The organism is Nonomuraea indica, assembly GCF_002850745.1.
In the GTDB taxonomy this organism is placed as follows: Bacteria; Actinomycetota; Actinomycetes; order Streptosporangiales; family Streptosporangiaceae; genus Nonomuraea; species Nonomuraea indica.
In genome coordinates this window covers 231,108-248,885 of record NZ_KZ559472.1, presented here as the reverse complement: position 1 = coordinate 248,885, position 17,778 = coordinate 231,108, and the positions used below count along the sequence as shown (strand labels likewise).

Genomic DNA, 17,778 nt, shown 5'->3' with positions numbered 1-17,778 from the left:
CCGATCGACCGCAGCCGGCCCGGCGGACTAGTGCTGGGCCATGTCGACGAAGCGGCTGTAGTGGCCCTGGAAGGCCACGGTCACGGTCGCCGTGGGACCGTTACGGTGCTTGGCCACGATCAGGTCGGCCTCACCGGCCCGCGGCGACTCCCGCTCGTAGGCGTCCTCCCGGTGCAGCAGGATGACCATGTCGGCGTCCTGCTCGATGCTGTTGTGCACGGATATGCCGTTGGCGACGAAGTTGTGGCTGTCCAGAACCGTGGCGTCGTAGACCGGCTGCTGGCCCATGCTCTCGATGGAGGCCACCTCGTCCCAGAAGACGTCGTTCGTCGCCAGCATCTCCAGCCCGGCGTCGTCGAGGATCGCAGCCACCCGGGCGAGGCGCTCACGGCTGGGCGCATGCTTCCACAGGCTGCTGCCACAGAACTGCGTTCCCGACTCGGCGGCGAATGCCCGGGGGGTCATGCCCTTCTCCGCCAGCGTGTGACGTACGCGGTCCCAGACCTCACGCGGAACCGTGTCGAGGTTCGTGTTGCCCGTGACCGCCTGCAAAGCCGCGATGCAACGCGTGGCATGCTCGGCCCGTGCACCGTGCACGCCCACCTTGCTCAGGAACCGCAGCTGGTTGTCCGCGCCGTAGACGTGCAGCTGATATCCCGGCCGGTAGGCGCCCTTCTGCGTCGTCTTGACGCGAGTCATCACATTGAACCGGAGGAGCAGTTGCGCGACGTCCTCGATCAGCCGTCGACTCGTCGAGCTGTAGTAGACGCGTGACTGGCCCAGATCGTCGTCCCACCAGACGCATCCGTCGGTCGCCCACAGGTGGCGCAGGAAGAGGGCGATCTGCTCCTTGGGCAAGGAGAAGACCCGCTCAGGGACGAATTTCTCGTGACTACGAAGGCCGAACAACCCCAGGTCATCGAGCCAGGCGGCGATGGGGTTGCGCTTGCCGTGGGTGAGCCGGTAAGGGGCGGGTAGCCGCAGCGTGGTGACCCGCGCGGCTGCATACTCGTCCCGGATCGCGTTGATCCCGAAATGCAGAGCGGCCTTCGTGACCGCCTCCAGGCACGCCTCGTCCCTGCTCGCGTACCGAATCGGCTGGTTCTTGACGAAGGAACCATCTCCGATCATGTGCCCCAGGAGGATCAGCTCCTCCTCCGGCCACTCCTGAGGGTCCCTGGGTGACGGCACATGCCGCGGAACAGCAAGACGGGTGCCGGGGCCGATCTCTCCCAGGGGACGCCAGCCGTCGTAGGTCATGAAGGGGTGGTTGGCCGTCGCCTTGACCTCCCGGCCTGAGGCCAGCCGGAGCCTGAAGACCTCTTTCGTACCGCTGGGGAAGACATGTGTCATGGTGCGCCGCACGAGCCGCAGGTTCGCGTCCAGGGACCACACGGGGATGTCGCGCGCTCCCGACTCCAGGAGTTCGCCCATCGACACCTCGGCTCCCGTGTCGGCTCGCAGGACCCGGGCATCCGCCGTCAAGCAGCCCGACTCACGCAGGTCGCTCACCTGGGGGCGTTTGTCCGTGCGTTGCTCGGGGCCACGGTTGAGCTGGGAGATGGCGATGACCGGGACCTCGAGCTCCTTGGCGAGCAGCTTGATGGCTCGGGAGATCTCCGAGACCTCGTTCTGGCGGCTCTCGGTCTTCTTCGGCGAGCTCATCAGCTGGAGGTAGTCGATGACCACGAAGCGCAGGTCGTTGCGCTGCTTGAGCCGCCGGCACTTGGCCCGGATCTCCATCATCGACATGTTGGGCGAGTCGTCGATGAACAGCGGCGCCTCGGCCACCTCGCTCATCCGGCGCGCCAGCCGGGTCCAGTCGTCGTCGCTCATCATGCCGGAGCGCATCGACTGCAGCGACACCCGCGCCTCGGCCGACAGCAGACGCATGGTGATCTCGTTGCGCGACATCTCCAGCGAGAAGATGACCGTGGTCATCCCGTGCTTGATCGCGGCCGACCGGGCGAAGTCGAGCCCGAGGGTGCTGTTGTGCGTGGGGATGCAGCTTCTGCTCGCGAGGTAGAGGTGGTCGGCGTTGTCCACCTCGACACAGCGCACCGGCCGCGACTCGACGGGGCGGACGTCCACGACGTGACGGACGCACGCGGCGGGGTCCGCGGTGCGCGCCTGCAGCTCCGCCTTGGAGGGCAGGCGGAACACCTGCTCCGCCGTGGTGAAACTGATCTCGTAGCAGGTGGAGGGCGACTCCGCCGGGCCCTCGACCGGCCGGGTGCTCATCGTCGCCCTGTGGCCGAGGCTGAGGATCAGCTCATGCACGTCGGACGCGAGCCGCCGGCCGGTCACGGCGAACCGGATCCGGCCGGAGCGCTCGACGTGACCGCCGGTGTCGAGCAGGCCCGCCAGCAGGTCCTGGCGCTGGCGCCTGGACGCGCGCAGGTAGGGCTGTGGGACGTGCCTGTCACCGAGCACGCCGAGGGTGCGCAGGACGCCCTCGACGCCGCCCTCCCCGAGGTCTTCGTCCTCCAGGCCGGCGATGATCTCGGGCTCGACCGTGGCCGGGCGGGCGGAGGTCTCCCCGCGACCCAGCCAGACACCGAGCGCGTACGGCGAGAGCGGCAGGTCGCGCTCGTCGAGCTCGAAGGCCGCCGGGACCGCGACGGCGTGGCCGGAGCGCCGGCCGCCCGTGGCGCACCGCAGCGCCGCGGCGATCTCCTCGGTGGTGACCACGTCGTCGTGCGCGACCGTCGTGGCGGTGTGCTCCGGCGCGGCGACCCGCCACTGGTGCTGCGCGTCGGCGACGATCACGGTGCCGTCGTCGAACTCCACCTCGTAGCACGGCCGGCCGTGCATGACCTCGGTGGCCGCGACGACGCGGGTGGGCCTGCCGTCGGCGCCGATGAGCTCGTCGCCGACCCGCACCTCGCCCATGGTCGTCCAGCCCGCCGGCGTGGGAAGGGGGGTGTCGAGCGCGAGCGCCTTGCCGATGGCCGGGCGGGCGGCGACGACGATCATCTGGCCGGCGTGGAGGCCGTTGGTGAGCTGGTCGAGGTCCTGGAAGCCGGTGGGGACGCCGACCATCTGGCCGCCGCGGCTGCCGATGGCCTCCAGCTCGTCGAGGGCGCCGGGCATGATGTCGGCCAGCGGGGCGTAGTCCTCGGAGGTGCGGCGCTCGGTGACCTTGTAGATCTCGGCCTGGGCGCGGTCGACGAGGTCGTCGACCTCTTCGTTGTTGCCGCCGTAGCCGAAGGAGACGATGCGGGTGCCGGCCTCGATGAGCCGGCGGAGGATGGCCTGCTCACGGACGATCTTGGCGTAGTAGCCGGCGTTGGCCGCCGTGGGGACGACGGCCGTCAGGGTGTGGAGGTAGGCGGCGCCGCCGACCCGGGCCATCTCGCCGCGCTTCTGCAGCTCGTCGAAGACGGTGACGGCGTCCGCGGGCTCGCCGCGGCCGTAGAGGTCGGTGATGACGTCGTAGATCATCTGGTGGGCGGGCCGGTAGAAGTCGTCGGCCTTGATGATCTCGACGACGTCGGCGATCGCGTCCTTGGACAGCAGCATGCCGCCCAGGACCGACTGCTCCGCCTCGATGTTGCTGGGCGGCGTGCGCTCGAAGCCGGGACCCGCACTGGTCTCTTCGTCAATGCTCACCGCGCCCCCTCGACAACCTTGCGGCGGTCGCACCACCCCCACTTGTAGTCGACCCGGCTGACAGTTTCGCGGGTTCGCCGGGTGTCGGCAACGCGGCCTGTGGATAACCTTGTGGACAGCCTGTGCATGACTGTCCCCAGGGTGTGAAAGCACTGTGGACGAAACCTGTGGATAACCCTGAAGATCATCCACCGCACCCCCTCTGAGCAGGCACGACTTCATCCACCGGCTGTGGAGAAAAGAAAGTTGGCCCCAGATGTCCAGTAATGGGCATAATAGCCAAATGCCCATTACACGCCAGGACAAGGAGATCCTCCGCCTTGCGGTGCCCGCGTTCGGCGCGCTCGTCGCCGAGCCGCTGTTCCTGCTGGCCGACTACGCGATCGTCGGCCACGGGCTCGGGACCACGGCCGTGGGCGCGCTCGGCGTGGCGGGCACGGTGCTGGCCACGATGGTCAACCTCTGCGTCTTCCTGGCCTACGGCACCACGGCCTCCGTGGCGAGACAGACCGGGGCCGGCAACCACGGACAGGCCATGCGCGGCGGCGTGGACGGCATCTGGCTCGCGCTGGCCATCGGGATCGCGCTCGTCGTGGTCTGCTGGCCCGCCGCCCCCGCCATCGTCGGGATGTTCGGCGCACCGCCGGGCCAGGCCGCCGAGGCCGTGACCTACCTGCGCATCAGCCTGCTCGGCGCGCCGGCCATGCTGGTCGTGCTGGCGGGCACCGGCGTGCTGCGCGGGCTGCAGGACACCGCGACCCCGCTGGTCGTGGCGATCGGCTCGTTCGCGCTCAACGCGCTGCTGAACGCCTGGTTCGTCCTCGGGATGGGCTGGGGCATCGCCGGGTCCGCCTGGGGGACGGTGCTGGCGCAGACGCTCGGCGCCGTCGTGTACGTGGCCGTGGTCGTCAAGGGGGCGCGACGGCTCGGCACGCGGCTGCTGCCCGACCTGGCCGGGGTCCGGCGGGCGGGCACGGCCGGGGTCGCGCTGCTCGTCCGGACCCTCTGCCTCCGGGTCGTCCTCGTCGTCGCCACCGTGGTGGCCACCAGGATGGGCGAGGCGGAGCTGGCCGCGTACGCCATCGCGACGCAGGTGTGGACGCTGCTGGCCCTCGCCCTGGACGCCATCGCGATCGCCGGGCAGGCCATCACCGGCCGCTCGCTCGGCGCGGGCGACGCGGAGGCCACCAGGGAGGCCACCCGCCGCATGGTGCGCTGGGGCGTCTGGTCGGGCGTCGCGCTGGCCGTGCTCGTCGTCGCCGCCAGGCCGCTGCTGCCGGGGCTGTTCGACGCGGACGCGCAGGTCACGGAGCAGCTGCTGGCCGTGCTGTGGCCCGTGGCTCTGCTCCAGCCGCTGTGCGGCGTGGTGTTCGTGCTCGACGGGGTGCTCATCGGCGCGGGAGACCAGCGCTACCTCGCGTGGGCGGGCGTGTGGACGACGCTCGCCTACCTGCCGGCCGCTCTCCTGGCGGCCGATCTGGGCATCGTTGCGCTTTGGTGCGCGCTCGGCCTGTGGATGTTCGCACGTTTGATCACACTGGTACGGCGGGCCGCCGGCACTGCCTGGCTGGTGACCGGGGCGTAACCGTCCTGTGCTTGCCGTGGCACGGGTGGTGAGGCACTGTGGGCGAATTCCACAAGCGGAGAGTGCCTGGTGTCCACGATCCTCCGACGTCTTCCCCCGAGCGAGGCGACAGGGCTGCGCACGGGCGCCCGGCACAGTCTCGCCGAGCTCTACCGGCCGGCCGACCTCGTGGTGCTCGGCCTCGGCGTGACGATCGGCGCGGGCATCTTCAGCATCGCGGGCCGGCAGGCCGCCACCATGGCGGGCCCCGGCGTGATCCTCTCCTTCATGATCGCGGGCATCGCGTCCCTGCTCGCCTGCCTGTGCTACGCCGAGCTGTCGTCCACGATGCCGACGTCGGGCAGCGCCTACACCTTCACGTACGTGATCTTCGGCGAGGTGTGGGCGTGGATCATCGGCTGGGCCCTGATCCTGGAACTCCAGCTCGCCGCGGCCGTCGTCGCCCGGGCGTGGGGCGAGCTGGCCGTGCGGGCCATCGCCAACTTCGGCGTCCGCCTGCCCGCGCCCGACCTGGTCGTGAGCCTGCTCGTGCTGTCCATCCTGGTGCTGCTCACCGGCGTCGTCGCGCTCAACGCGCGGATCGGGCTGCGCGCGCTGTGGGTCATGGTGGCGGCCAAGCTGCTGGCCATCGCCGCCGTCATCGTCGTGGGCGCCGTGCACGTCGTCCCGGCCAACTTCGACGACTTCCACGCCGACCCCAAGCCGCTGGCCGAGCCGTCCACGACCGTGCTCGACCTCTTCGTGGGGCAGAGCCACGCCTTCGGCTGGTTCGGCATCTTCGCCGCGGCTCCGGCCATCGCGTTCGCCTACATCGGCTTCGACATCGTGGCCACCGCCGCCGAGGAGACCGTCAACGCGCCCCGGGCGGTGCCGAAGGGCATGATCCGCAGCCTCGTCCTCGCCACGGTGATCTACATCGCGGTGGCCGTGGTCATGGTGGGCATGATCCCGTACACCCGGATCTCCGTGGACGCGCCGCTGTCCAGCGCCTTCCGCGGCGTGGGCGTCGACTGGATGGTGCACGTCATCGACATCGGCGCGGTGCTGGGCCTGACGACGGTGATCCTCGTGCTGCTCGTCGGGCAGACCCGGGTCATGTTCTCGATGGCCCGCGACGGGCTCATGCCGCGCAGGCTGGCGACGATCAGCCGCCGCTACCACACCCCGTCGCGGGTGACGCTGGTGATCGGCGGGATCGCGATCCTGCTGGCGGAGCTCGCGCCGGTGTTCACGCTGGAGCAGCTCGTCGTCATGGGGGCGTTGTTCGCGTTCGTGTTCGTGGCGGCCGGGGTGATCGTGATGCGTCACCGGATGCCGCATCTCGACCGCGGCTTCAGCGTGCCGCTGTCACCGGTGCTCCCCGGCCTGTCGCTGCTCGCGACGCTCTGGCTGATGGTGAACCTGCACGTCATCACGTGGGTGTGGTTCGCCCTGTGGATGGTGTTCGGCCTGGTGGTCTACCTCGGGTACGGCCGGCGCCACAGCCTGCTGGCCGCGCCGCGCCCGGCTCCGCCTCCCGAACCGGCCCCGGGCCGGGGCCGGCACCGACGCTAGAGCCGGCGCGCTTCGAGCACCACGCGCAGGAAGTCGCGGGTACGGGCGTGCTCCGGATCACCGAAGATCTTCTCCGGCGGGCCCTGCTCCAGCACCACCCCGTCGTCGAGGAAGCACACGGTGTCGGAGATGTCGCGGCAGAAGCCCATCTCGTGCGTGGTCAGGATCATCGTCATGCCCGACTGCTTGAGCTCTCTGATGATCTCCAGCACCTCGGCCACCAGCGCCGGGTCGAGCGCGGAGGTGACCTCGTCCAGCAGCATGAGCATCGGCTCGGTGGCCAGCGCGCGGACGATCGCCACCCGCTGCTGCTGGCCGCCGGAGAGCTGGTCGGGGTAGGCACGGGCCTTGGCCGCCAGCCCGAACCTGGTCAGCAGGTCGTGCGCCCGCTCCTCCGCCTGCGCCCGCGGCACGCCGTGCACCCGGCGCGGCGCGAGCGTGACGTTGTCGAGCACCGTCATGTGCGGGAAGAGGTTGAACGCCTGGAACACGATGCCGAGCCGCTTGCGCACGTCGTCGACGTCCACCCGCGGATCGGTGATGTCCCGGCCGTCGAGCAGGATCACCCCGTCGTCGACGGTCTCCAGCAGGTTGACGCAGCGCAGCAGCGTGGACTTGCCGGAGCCGGACGCGCCGATCAGGCTGACGACCTCGTGCGGGCGCACCTCCAGGTCGATGCCGCGCAGCACGCTGTTGCCGCGGAAGTGCTTCCACACGCCGTCGATGGTCAGCAGGCTCATGCTCCCCGCCTCCTCCTGGTGCGCTCGGCCAGGTGGTCGGTGAACCTGGCCATGGGGATGGTGAGCAGGATGAACAGCAGGGCCGCCACCAGGTAGGGCGTGTAGTTGAAGCTCTCGGCGACGTGGATCTGCGCCTGGCGCAGCGCCTCCAGCGGGCCGAGCGTGGCCACCAGCGCGGTGTCCTTCTGCAGCGAGACGAAGTCGTTCAGCAGCGGGGGAACCACCCGGCGGGTGGCCTGGGGCAGGACGACGTGGCGCAGGGTCTTGGCGTGGCTGAGGCCCAGGGAGCGGCTGGCGGCCACCTGGCTGGGGTGGATGGAGTCGATGCCCGACCGGAACACCTCGGCCACGTACGCGCCGTAGGAGAGCGTGAGCGCGATGATGCCGAGGGTGACCAGGTCGGTGGGGACGCCCTGCAGGTTCAGCCCCGGCAGCCCGAACCCGATGAGGAAGATCACCAGGATCGTCGGAACGCCACGGAAGACGTCGGTGTAGAGCGTGGCCAGCGCCCGGATCGGGAAGAAGGCGGGCGTCCTGACGCCCCGGGCGAGCGCCACCAGCAGGCCCACGACGAGGATGCACGGCTCGGCGATCAGGAAGATCTTGATGTTGAGCAGGAAGCCCGCCGCCACGTCGGGGAGCGCGTCGGCGAACACCTCGCCGTTGAAGAACTTCTCCCGCACCCGGGGCCAGCCCGGCGCGTTGGTCACGACCACCGCGACGAGCACGGCGAACACGAACGTGGAGGCGGTCGCGATCGAGGCCGAGCGGCGGGCCCGCGACCTGCGGACCCGCTCGCGCTCCCGCTGCCGGTCGCTCTTGACCCAGGCCACGCCGGCGGGCATGTCGCTCATCGGCACCGGCTAGCCGAGCTCGGGCGCGCCGGCCGCCGAGCCGAGCCACTGCTGCTCGATCTTGGCCAGCTCGCCCTTGGACTTCAGCGCGTCGACGGCCTTGTCGACGCAGGACTTCAGCGGGCTCCCCTTCTGCATGACCAGCCCGAACTCCTCCGGAGCGCCGCCCGTCGCGCTGAACTGGCCGACGATCTTGGACTTCTCGACCTGCGCGGCGGTCACGTAGAAGGCGGTGGGCAGGTCGACGACGATCGCGTCCACCTGCTTGTTCTTCAGGGCGGTGACCGCGTCGATCTGGTCGTTGTAGACGTTGGGGTCGGCGGAGGGCTTGATGACCTCCTTGACCGCGGCGAGCGAGGTCGTGCCGACCTGCACGCCGATCTTGGCGTCCTTCAGCTCGGCGAGGCTCTTCGCGCCGGCGAACTTGCCGCCGTCGATCGCGACCACTGCCTGCTTGACGGTGTAGTAGCCCTTGCTGAAGTCGACCGCCTCCGCCCGCTTCGGGGTGATGGAGACCTGGTTGATGTCGAAGTCGAACTGCTTGGGCCCCGGGGCGTACGCCGTGTCGAACTTGACCGTGGTCCACTGCACCTCGTCACGGTCGAAGCCCAGCTCCCCCGCCACCGCGAAGGCCACGGCGCTCTCGAACCCCTGCCCGTTGGCGGGGTCGTCGTCCTTGAACCACGGCTCGAAGGCGGGCTTGTCGGTGCCGATCGTCAGCTTGCCGGCGTTGACGAGCTTGAGCTGGTCCTTGCCGCACGCGGTGGACGTGGCGGGGCTGGCGGTGCCGGCGGGGCTCGCCGTGTTGTCGGCGGGTGCGCACGCGACGGCCGCCGCCGCCAGCGCGCCGAGCGCGAGCAGCGTCGAGGGACGGACCATGGGTGGTGCCTCCAGAAGGAACGCGGGGAAGAACGAGCCTGATTCTACGGCCGCCACGATCGGCTATACGCCCCACCTGGGGCTATACCACCCATCTTGACTCGTGTCATGGCCGCTCCCTACGACCGGGGACGCCAGGTTCCCGGTCGTCTGCCGCCGCGGGCAGCGAGACCGGCCTGCCGCACGCCGCACACGGAAACGGCCCCCGTTCGGTGGGAACGGAGGCCGTTTGCCAGGCGGTGCCGGTGTCAGCCGGCGACGACCTCGACGTCGACCGAGGCCGAGACCTCGGGGTGCAGCTTGACGCTGACCTTGTGCGAGCCGACGCTCTTGATCGGGTTGATGATCTCGATGCGGCGGCGGTCGAGGGCGGGGCCACCGGCGGCCTTGACCGCGTCGGCGATGTCGCCCGTGGTGACCGAGCCGAACAGGCGGCCGGAGTCGCCCGCCCGGGTGGTGAGCCGGACGCGCAGGGCGCCGAGCTGGCCGGCGACCTCCTTGGCCGTGCCCAGGTCGCGGATCTCGCGGGCGTCACGAGCCTTCTTGATGGACTCGATCTGCTTCTCCGCGCCACGCGTCCAGCGCATGGCGTAGCCGCGCGGGATGAGGTAGTTGCGGCCGTAGCCGTCCTTGACCTCGACGACGTCGCCGGGGGCGCCGAGGCCGGAGACCTCGTTGGTGAGGATGAGCTTCATGTCGACAGACCTCCTTAGCGCGCGGTGCTCGTGTAAGGCAGCAGGGCCACCTCACGGGCGTTCTTGATCGCGGTCGCCACGTCGCGCTGGTGCTGGGTGCAGTTGCCCGTCACCCGGCGCGCACGGATCTTGCCACGGTCGGAGATGAACTTCCGCAGCAGGGCCGTGTCCTTGTAGTCGACGTAGGAGATCTTGTCGTGGCAGAACAGGCAAACCTTCTTCTTGGGCTTGCGCAGTGCCGGCTTAGCCATCGTGGTGCTCCTTTCAGAGCCCCGCCGTCAAGCGGGAATGGACTCGGGCTGGTGAACTGGAATTAGAAAGGCGGTTCGTCGCTGAAGTCGTTGCCGCCGCCGAAGCCGCCGCCCTGCTGGCCGCCGCCGCCCTGGTAGCCGCCACCGCCGCCGCCGAAGCCGCCGCCCCCCTGGGGCGGGGCGGGCGACGCGGACGCCCACGGGTCGTCGGCGGGGCCGCCGCCGAAGCCGCCGCCACCGCCGCCGCCCTGACGGGAGGTGCGGTTGACCTTGGCGGTGGCGTTGCGCAGGGACGGGCCGACCTCGTCGACCTCGACCTCGTAGACCGTGCGCTTCTCGCCTTCCTTGGTCTCGTAAGACCTCTGCTTGAGCCGCCCCTGCACGATGACCCGCATGCCGCGCTGGAGGCTCTCGGCGGCGTTCTCCGCCGCCTGTCGCCACACGTTGCAGGTCAGGAACAGGCTTTCGCCGTCCTTCCACTCATTGGTCTGGCGGTCCATGAACCGCGGAGTGGACGCGATGCGGAACCGGGCCACCGCTTGCCCCGTCGGGGTGAAGCGCAGCTCCGGGTCGTCGACAAGGTTGCCGACGATGGTGATTACGGTGTCGCCTGCTGCCATGGCCAGCGCTCGCCTTCCTGCACGCCTTCGCTTTGGTTACGGCTCAGAGTACGGCCGTCGCCCGACAAAAAGCCGGGTGACGAACTGCTTAGTGCACGTCGGGGCGGAGAACCTTGGTGCGCAGGATGCCCTCGTTGAGGTTCATCTGGCGGTCGAGCTCCTTGACCGTCGCGGGCTCCGCGGACAGGTCGATGACGGCGTAGATGCCCTCGGACTTCTTGTCGATGTCGTAGGCGAGACGGCGACGGCCCCAGACGTCGACCTTCTCCACGGTGCCGCCGTCGTTGCGGACCACGGTGAGGAACTGGTCGAGGGACGGCGCGACGGTGCGCTCATCGAGCGAAGGGTCCAGAATGACCATTACTTCGTAACGACGCATGCGGGACTCCAACCTCCTCTGGACTCTTGCGGTCACGACGCTCTGCCGTGACAGGAGGACGCTGACGCTGGACCCGGAGCGCCCCTTTCGGGCCCCGGGGTGACGGGTCACCCATCACAGCGCAGCCTGACCAGGTTACCAGCCGTGCGCAGGTGGGAAGGCCTCAAGAAACAAGGGGGTGATAGTTGTGCCACACATCCTTCAACCTTCCGAAAACGAGCGGTTCAGGCCCACGCTCAACACCGACGGGCGACCCCACCCGGTCGAGAACACCCTGGCGGTGGCCACACTCTCCCTGGGCCTCGTGGCGTTCGTCGCCACCTTCTTCCCCGGCGGTCACGTGGTCGCGTCGTGGGCGGGCGCGCTCGGCTTCGGCACCGGCCTCTACTCCCAGTACGTCTCGGCGACCACGGCGCAGCGCGCGGTCAACATCGTCGGGCTGGTGGCGGCGTTCGTCGGCGTGGCGCTCGGCATCGCCCGCGGCGGCTTCCTGCCCTGACCTCACCCGGCGCCCGTCGCCGGGGACGACCCGTACGGTGGCCCGCCCCCTGCGAGCCACCGCACGGGTCGTCAGCCGATGTTCAGGTCCACGCCCAGCAGGACGAGGAACCACAGGAAGACGGCGAGCAACGCCTCGGCGACGTCCCTGAGGACGGCCGGGGTGATGTAGTCGTACACCCACGCCACGTAGACGCCGATCGCGACGTAGACCAGGAAGACTAAGGAGCGCACGCGCCAGCGGGACATCTCTCGTTCTCCTCGTTCGGGGGGTGCCCTGCGACTGCCCGGGTACGGCCCCGCCAAACGGATAGGCTCGGTGCATGGTGCCCATCGGAGCTCATGTCGGCCAGGACGACCCCGCCGCCCACGCCGCCGCGGTCGGCGCCGAGGTGGTGCAGTTCTTCCTCGGCGATCCCCAGGGCTACGACAAGCCCGTGCTGCCGGCCAAGCCGGTGGAGGGCGTCGACGTCTACATCCACGCGCCCTACCTGATCAACGTCGCGACGACCAACAACCGCATCAGGATCCCCAGCCGCAAGCTGCTCGCCCAGCACCTGGAGGCGGCGGCCGGGCTCGGCGCCAAGGGCCTGATCGTGCACGGCGGCCACGTCAACAAGAACGACGACCCGCAGGCGGGCTTCGACAACTGGCGCAAGGTGTTCGAGCGGCTGGAGTGCCCGATCCCGGTGCTGATCGAGAACACCGCGGGCGGCGGCAACGCGATGGCGCGCAAGCTGGAGCGCATCGCCCGCCTGTGGGACGCGCTCGACGGGTTCGACGTGGGCTTCTGTCTCGACACCTGCCACGCGCACGCGGGCGGCGAGGAGCTGGTCGACCTGGTCGACCGGGTCAAGGCGATCACCGGACGCATCGACCTGGTGCACTGCAACGACTCGCGTGACGCCTTCGACTCGGGCGCCGACAGGCACGCCAACCTCGGCAAGGGGCGGATCGACCCGGAGCTGCTCCTCGCGGTGTGCCGGACGGCCGGGGCGCCGATCGTGGTGGAGACGCCGGGCGAGGGGCAGGCCGAGGACATCGCCTTCCTGCGGAAGAACCTGTAGGCAAAACACACAGCCTGTGGATAACTTCCCTGGATTACCGATCCCCGGAAGTGGGTAAGAAGATCAGCCGGCCCAGGCGCCGCTCAGGAAGCGCAGCGTGCCCAGCAGCATGAGCGGCCCCGCCACCATGCCGTACACCACGATCACCCACCGCCTCCCGGTGGCCAGCCGGGCGAGCGCCACCCACAACGGAAACCACAGCAGCAGCGAGCGCGGGATCGACAGGTAGTACGCCGAGGTCATCAACGCCGCGGCCTGTGACCCGGTGTAGACGGCCTCGCTCCACCGGCCCAGCGCCACCAGCCAGACCAGCACCAGCACGGCGACGACCGCTCCGGCGATCTCCATGCGGAAGGCCACGGCGAAGTCACCGCCACCCTGGGCCGCGTTCCAGGTCGTGCTCCAGGACTTCCACGGCCACACCAGTTCGCGCCCCCACCCGGCCTCCTGGGCGTCCTTCCACGCGAACCAGTTGCCGGACCGGGCGTGATGGTAGGCCGAGTACGCGACCAGCGGCAGGAACGGTACGAGCAGCCACGGCGCCCGCCGCCACGACGGCCCGGCGACGGCGCCCCGCGACCGGCCGGCGACGAACTCCACGACCAGCGCGACCGCCAGGAACAGCCCCGTGATCCGCACGCAGGAGGCCCCGGCGGCGAGCACCACGGCCTGCGGCCAGCGGCCCTGCCGGGCGGCCAGCCACGCGGGGACCGCGAACGCCAGGAAGAGCGACTCGCTGTATCCGGCGGCCAGGAACACGGCCGTCGGGCAGAGCAGCAGCCCCAGCACGGCGATCCAGCCGGAGGCGCCCTCGAACTCGGCCAGCCGGGCCAGGGCCACCATGGCGACGGCCCCGGCCACCAGCGAGACGACCAGCCCGGCCGCCGTCCAGTCGGGCACCACCAGGCGCGCCAGCCGCAGCATCATGGGGAAGCCGGGGAAGAAGGCGGGCAGCCCCGCATCGGGCGGCCCGGCGGGGTCGCCGTCGTAGCCGTACTGGGCGATGGTGACGAACAGCCCCGCGTCCCACTGCTTCCATCTGCCGACGTAGTCGTGCAGCGCGGCCCCGAGCAGCGTCGCGACCAGCAGCCCGGCCCGCGAGGCGAGCCACAGCAACAGGGCGTCGCGGCCGGCCGAGCGGGTGATCACCGCGAGGCGGTGACCAGCGTGAACCGGTCGGGGGCTCCGTCGAAGACGCCGCCGCCCTGGTCGTCGACGTCGTCCTGCCGGACGACGTCCTTGTGCGGGCGCAGGATGTCGCGGACCACGAACGCCATCATGATGCCGATCGTGATGACCCGGCCCCAGACGGCGGTGAAGTAGGTGTCGTCACCGATGCCCAGGTCGTCGCGGTCGAGCGGCGACTGGCCGACCAGGTAGAGCCAGATCGCGAAGAAGTACCACACCTCGGCGACCTGCCACAGCGCCAGCGGCTTCCAGTTGGGCCTGGCCAGCACGGCGAGCGGCACCAGCCAGAGCACGAACTGAGGTGACCACACCTTGTTCGTCATCATGAACGCCGCCAGCGCGAGGAAGCAGATCTGCGCGAGCCTCGGCCGGCGCGGGGCGACCAGCGTGAGCACGGCGATGCCCGCGCACAGCACGATCAGCGACGCCATGCCGAGCGTGCTGACGTCCATCTCGCCGAGCACCGGCCAGCCCTTGTTCTGGAAGAACAGCCAGGGTGAGCCCCAGTCGACGCCGCGTTCCTGCGAGAACACGTAGAACCGCCGCCAGCCGTCCCAGGCGAACACCATGAAGGGGACGTTCACCACCAGCCAGGCGGCCGCGGCCGCGCCCATCGTCACGAGGAACGGCCGCCAGCGCGCGGTGCGCAACGTGAGCAGGAACAGCGCCCCGACGAACATCAGCGGGTAGAACTTGGTCGCGATCGCCAGCCCGAGCAGCACGCCGGCCAGCACCTGCCGCTTGCGCGCCCAGGCCAGCAGCACGCCCATGGACAGCGCGCCGGCGACGAGGTCCCAGTTGATGTACGCGGCCAGGATCACCGAGGGGGCCAGCGCGTACCACAGGGCGTCCCAGCGCCGGGTCGGCCCGGCCACCGCCGCCATCAGCAGCACGCCGGCGACCAGGCAGAGGCCGAGGAAGACGACGGTGACGTCGTAGAACAGGGTCGCCTGCGCCGTCTCGACCAGGGGGCGGGGGCCCGGCTTGAGCAGGCGGGCGACCCAGGCGAACGCCTGCATGACCTCGCCGAGCACCACCGGGTACTCGACGTGCTTGTCGAACGGCACCTGCGCGAAGTAGGGGTTCTCCACCGCGAGCTGCCGGTCGAAGTAGAGCGGGTAGATGTCGGTGTAGCAGAAGTTGGTGTAGACGGTGGTCTGGTCGTTCCAGCCGCCCGTCCGGCAGGGCAGCCGGAAGACGTAGGCGAGGCTCGCCCCCAGGGCTGCGAGCAGCCCCAGGGGCAGGTAGGGCACGACCCGCGCGGTCAGCGGCGGGCGCACCTCCGTAACCGCCTTCACCGGGTTTCGCGCCGCGTGGGCGCGGTCGGCGGAGCCGACTGGAGATAGACGTGCTCGTCGCCGCCGAGGGTGCCGCCGCCGAGCACGCTGCCGTCGTCGTCGGTGATGGTGCCCATCTCGTTGGGGTCGATCGTGATGATCTCACCGTCGTCGCACGGGCCGATCTCGCAGTCCTCCCCGAGGTTCTCCTCGTCGAGCGGGTCCTTGGTGGCCGTCGGGGTGGGGATCGGCTTGGGCGCGAGGTCCTCGTTGACGCCGGAGTCCACCCGCTCGGGGAACTGCTCGACGGGCACGTTCCTCATCGCCTCGGTCATGAAGGTCTTCCAGATGGCCGCGGAGTAGCTGCCGCCCTGGAAGCCGGTGCCGAGCGGCACCTCGTACGGCGTGCTGTAGGGGTTCTGGTCGTTGTAGCGGGTGCTCTTGCCCCTGGTCACCGGGCAGATGTCGTTCTTCGGCTGCACGACCTTCCCGGTCTTGGTGCGGCACTCCTGGCGGAACATGCCGACGGAGGTCGAGAGCTGCGGGGTGAAGCCGACGAACCAGGCTTCCTTGTTGTTGTTGTTCGTGCCGGTCTTGCCGGCGACGGGCCGGTCGTAGAGCGCGGCGCCGGTGCCGGTGCCCTGCTTGACCACGGCCTGCAGGGCCGCTGTGGCGTCTGCGGCGGCCTCGGGCGAGATGACCTTGGTGGCCGTCCTCAGCTCGGGGAACTTGAGCTTGCCGTTCTTGTCCTCGATCCGGGTGATGAGGTGGTTGGGGATGTGCTTGCCCTCGTTGGCGAAGATCGAGTAGCCGCCGGCCTGCTCGACCGCGGTCACCTCGCTGGAGCCGATGGTGAGCAGGTAGTGCTGGTTGTTGCGGGTCTTCTCCAGCCAGCTCTTGTCGAGGCCGGCCTTGGCGGCGATGTCGATCACCTTGTCGAGGCCGACCTTCTCGCCCATCTTCGCGTACGCGGTGTTGATGGAGTCGGCCGTGGCGGTGAGCACGTCGACGGCCGACGCCCTGGAGGCGTGGTCGTTGTCGATGGGGGTGGTGCCCTCCAGCTTGACCGGTCCCTTGGCCGGCACGTAGCTGCGCAGGCTGTAGCCCGCGTCGAGCCACGCGGCCAGCACGTACGGCTTGAACGCCGAGGCCGCCTGCTTACGCGACAGGAAGGCGTCGTTCCAGGAGTCCTTGGCGTAGTCGTCGCCCCCGTAGAAGGCGCGGATGCGGCCGGTGCGCGGGTCGACGGCGGCCAGGGTGACCTGGATCTCCGGGTTCATGCTCTTGGTGTGCTGGTTCACCGCGTTCCTCGCGGCGAACATGAGTCGCTTGTTCAGCGAGGTGTAGATCTTGTAGCCGTTCTTGTCGATGTCCTCGCGGCTGATCCCGCGGGTCTTCAGCTCGTTGAGCACGGCCTCGACCATGTAGCCGGACAGGCCGGCGAAGTAGTCGCGGTTGCTGACCTTCTTCAGCTTGGGGGCCGTCGGCGACTTGGCGGCCAGGTTCCCGTACTTGGCGGGGTCGAGCTTGGCCATCTCGCGGAGCACGTAGTCGTAGCGGTACTCCGTGGGCCCCAGGTCGCCCTTGGCCTCGGCCCGGTCGAAGGCGTCGGGGTTCTGGATGCGACCGGCGAGGTAGGCGCCCTCCTCGGGCGTGAGGTTCTCCACCTTCTTCTTGAAGAAGGCCTCGGCCGCCGCGCCGATGCCGTTGGCGCCCCGGCCGAAGTAGATGGTGTTGAGGTACTGGGTGAGGATCTGATCTTTGCTCAGCTGCTTGTTCAGCTTGACCGCGACGAAGATCTCCCTGATCTTGCGCTCGACGGTGCGCTCCTGGGACAGCCCGTCGTAGTAGTTGCGGGCCATCTGCTGGGTGATGGTGGAGGCGCCCTGCACCTGCGTGCCGGAGACCGTGCTCCACACCGACCGCACCATGCCGGGGAACGAGATGCCGGAGTCCTCCCAGAAGGAGCCGTTCTCGGCGGCGACCACCGCGTCCTGGACGTGCCGGGGGATCTGCTTGTACTCCACCAGGGTGCGCTTCACACCCAGCTTGGCCAGCACCTTCTTGTTGTCGTAGTAGATGACGCTGCCCTGGTCGTCCACGGAGTCCTGGGCCTGGTCCTGCGTCGGCACCTGCATGTTGGTGTAGGCCACGGCGATCATGCCGAAGATGCCGGCCGAGAAGACCACGAAACCGGCCACGACGAGCTTCCAGCTCGGCAGGAACCGGCGCCACTTCGGCTTGTCGCCGTCGCCGTCGTTCCCTCCCCGGCCGCGCGGCCGGTCGGGACCGCCGGGGCCGGCGGGGCCGCCGGGGCCACTGCCCGGGTTGCGCCCGCGAGCCCGGCGCGGCATCTCGCTGACCACGGTCTCCTGCTCGCCCCGGGCGCGCGGGTCCTGCTCGCCGCGCCGCCGCTGGGGGCGCTGGCGTCCGGTGGGCGGGGCCGGCGCGGCGGCCGGGGCGGTGGGCGGGGCCGGGGCGGTGGGCGGGGCGGGCTCCGGCTCGTACGCCTGCGCGGCCATCGCGCCGGTCTCCTCGTAGGCGGCCTCCGGACGACGCGGCGGGCCGGCCGACTGGCT

16 protein-coding genes are annotated in these 17,778 nt (G+C 70.0%); 4 read left to right on the top strand and 12 right to left on the bottom strand.

The features are described 5' to 3' along the window. Nucleotides 1-27 precede the first annotated feature (27 nt). Complete coding sequence (locus CXR44_RS19860) at nt 28-3,612, bottom strand: replicative DNA helicase (RefSeq protein ID WP_219601920.1); 3,585 nt, start codon at nt 3,610-3,612, stop codon at nt 28-30. Nucleotides 3,613-3,895: 283 nt separating this feature from the next. Here CXR44_RS19860 and CXR44_RS19855 point away from each other — a divergent pair, with 283 nt between their 5' ends. Together CXR44_RS19855 and CXR44_RS19850 are read left to right on the top strand one after the other, a co-directional pair. Then, nucleotides 3,896-5,197, top strand: coding sequence for an MATE family efflux transporter (locus tag CXR44_RS19855; RefSeq protein WP_101787565.1), 1,302 nt, complete (start codon nt 3,896-3,898; stop codon nt 5,195-5,197). A 69-nt stretch (nt 5,198-5,266) separates the two neighbouring features. Further along, nucleotides 5,267-6,751, top strand: a complete 1,485-nt coding sequence (locus tag CXR44_RS19850) for an APC family permease (RefSeq protein WP_101787564.1) — start codon at nt 5,267-5,269, stop codon at nt 6,749-6,751. On the opposite strand, the gene CXR44_RS19845 is transcribed toward CXR44_RS19850, so the two are convergent. The 7 genes from CXR44_RS19845 to rpsF form a co-directional block, all read right to left on the bottom strand. Beyond that, nucleotides 6,748-7,491 (bottom strand): amino acid ABC transporter ATP-binding protein, encoded by a 744-nt coding sequence (locus CXR44_RS19845; protein WP_180903589.1) that lies wholly within the window; start codon nt 7,489-7,491, stop codon nt 6,748-6,750. The genes CXR44_RS19850 and CXR44_RS19845 overlap by 4 nt on opposite strands. After that, nucleotides 7,488-8,345: an amino acid ABC transporter permease gene (locus CXR44_RS19840; RefSeq protein ID WP_245899276.1), complete on the bottom strand. Its 858-nt coding sequence runs from the start codon at nt 8,343-8,345 to the stop codon at nt 7,488-7,490. The genes CXR44_RS19845 and CXR44_RS19840 overlap by 4 nt, the downstream gene beginning before the upstream one ends. Before the next feature lie 9 nt (nt 8,346-8,354). After that, a complete protein-coding gene (locus CXR44_RS19835; protein ID WP_101787562.1) occupies nt 8,355-9,224 on the bottom strand; it encodes an ABC transporter substrate-binding protein in 870 nt (289 codons plus the stop codon). A gap of 248 nt (nt 9,225-9,472) precedes the next feature. After that, complete coding sequence (gene rplI, locus CXR44_RS19830; RefSeq protein ID WP_101787561.1) at nt 9,473-9,919, bottom strand: 50S ribosomal protein L9; 447 nt, start codon at nt 9,917-9,919, stop codon at nt 9,473-9,475. Between the two features lie 14 nt (nt 9,920-9,933). Then, on the bottom strand, nt 9,934-10,170 hold the full coding sequence (gene rpsR, locus CXR44_RS19825) for a 30S ribosomal protein S18 (protein ID WP_020543048.1): 237 nt from the start codon (nt 10,168-10,170) through the stop codon (nt 9,934-9,936). A gap of 62 nt (nt 10,171-10,232) precedes the next feature. Next, nucleotides 10,233-10,790, bottom strand: a complete 558-nt coding sequence (locus CXR44_RS19820; protein WP_101787560.1) for a single-stranded DNA-binding protein — start codon at nt 10,788-10,790, stop codon at nt 10,233-10,235. Between the two features lie 88 nt (nt 10,791-10,878). Next, nucleotides 10,879-11,169 carry a 30S ribosomal protein S6 gene (gene rpsF / locus CXR44_RS19815; protein ID WP_026214314.1) on the bottom strand — a complete coding sequence of 97 codons (291 nt, stop codon included), beginning with the start codon at nt 11,167-11,169 and terminating at the stop codon, nt 10,879-10,881. Between the two features lie 280 nt (nt 11,170-11,449). Between rpsF and CXR44_RS19810 the strand changes: the two genes are divergently transcribed. Further along, nucleotides 11,450-11,668: a hypothetical protein gene (locus CXR44_RS19810; RefSeq protein WP_245899275.1), complete on the top strand. Its 219-nt coding sequence runs from the start codon at nt 11,450-11,452 to the stop codon at nt 11,666-11,668. A 71-nt stretch (nt 11,669-11,739) separates the two neighbouring features. Here CXR44_RS19810 and CXR44_RS39530 read toward each other — a convergent pair whose 3' ends face one another. Further along, on the bottom strand, nt 11,740-11,916 hold the full coding sequence (locus tag CXR44_RS39530; RefSeq protein WP_180903587.1) for a hypothetical protein: 177 nt from the start codon (nt 11,914-11,916) through the stop codon (nt 11,740-11,742). 74 nt (nt 11,917-11,990) lie between these two features. On the opposite strand from CXR44_RS39530, the gene CXR44_RS19805 reads away from it, so the two are divergent. After that, a complete protein-coding gene (locus CXR44_RS19805) occupies nt 11,991-12,734 on the top strand; it encodes a deoxyribonuclease IV (RefSeq protein ID WP_180903585.1) in 744 nt (247 codons plus the stop codon). A gap of 63 nt (nt 12,735-12,797) precedes the next feature. Here CXR44_RS19805 and CXR44_RS19800 read toward each other — a convergent pair whose 3' ends face one another. Genes CXR44_RS19800 through CXR44_RS19790 form a run of 3 tightly spaced genes read right to left on the bottom strand, consistent with a single transcriptional unit; the run spans nt 12,798 to nt 17,721 of the window. Continuing rightward, nucleotides 12,798-13,883, bottom strand: a complete 1,086-nt coding sequence (locus tag CXR44_RS19800; protein ID WP_101787559.1) for a mannosyltransferase family protein — start codon at nt 13,881-13,883, stop codon at nt 12,798-12,800. Beyond that, a complete protein-coding gene (locus CXR44_RS19795; protein ID WP_180903583.1) occupies nt 13,880-15,220 on the bottom strand; it encodes a glycosyltransferase family 87 protein in 1,341 nt (446 codons plus the stop codon). Before CXR44_RS19795 ends, CXR44_RS19800 begins: the two co-directional genes overlap by 4 nt. Further along, the gene (locus CXR44_RS19790) at nt 15,217-17,721 is read right to left on the bottom strand and encodes a transglycosylase domain-containing protein (RefSeq protein WP_101787558.1); all 2,505 of its coding nucleotides are present in this window, start codon (nt 17,719-17,721) and stop codon (nt 15,217-15,219) included. The genes CXR44_RS19795 and CXR44_RS19790 overlap by 4 nt, the downstream gene beginning before the upstream one ends. Between the last annotated feature and the right edge of the window lie 57 nt (nt 17,722-17,778).

Bases quoted from the DNA above. Each gene is read 5' to 3' on its own strand.
- CXR44_RS19855 (WP_101787565.1), top strand. From the start codon at position 3,896: ATGCCCATTACACGCCAGGACAAGGAGATCCTCCGCCTTGCGGTGCCC.
- CXR44_RS19845 (WP_180903589.1), bottom strand. From the start codon at position 7,491: ATGAGCCTGCTGACCATCGACGGCGTGTGGAAGCACTTCCGCGGCAAC.
- CXR44_RS19840 (WP_245899276.1), bottom strand. From the start codon at position 8,345: ATGAGCGACATGCCCGCCGGCGTGGCCTGGGTCAAGAGCGACCGGCAG.
- CXR44_RS19835 (WP_101787562.1), bottom strand. From the start codon at position 9,224: ATGGTCCGTCCCTCGACGCTGCTCGCGCTCGGCGCGCTGGCGGCGGCG.
- rplI (WP_101787561.1), bottom strand. From the start codon at position 9,919: ATGAAGCTCATCCTCACCAACGAGGTCTCCGGCCTCGGCGCCCCCGGC.
- rpsR (WP_020543048.1), bottom strand. From the start codon at position 10,170: ATGGCTAAGCCGGCACTGCGCAAGCCCAAGAAGAAGGTTTGCCTGTTC.
- CXR44_RS19820 (WP_101787560.1), bottom strand. From the start codon at position 10,790: ATGGCAGCAGGCGACACCGTAATCACCATCGTCGGCAACCTTGTCGAC.
- rpsF (WP_026214314.1), bottom strand. From the start codon at position 11,169: ATGCGTCGTTACGAAGTAATGGTCATTCTGGACCCTTCGCTCGATGAG.
- CXR44_RS39530 (WP_180903587.1), bottom strand. From the start codon at position 11,916: ATGTCCCGCTGGCGCGTGCGCTCCTTAGTCTTCCTGGTCTACGTCGCG.
- CXR44_RS19805 (WP_180903585.1), top strand. From the start codon at position 11,991: ATGGTGCCCATCGGAGCTCATGTCGGCCAGGACGACCCCGCCGCCCAC.
- CXR44_RS19790 (WP_101787558.1), bottom strand. From the start codon at position 17,721: ATGGCCGCGCAGGCGTACGAGCCGGAGCCCGCCCCGCCCACCGCCCCG.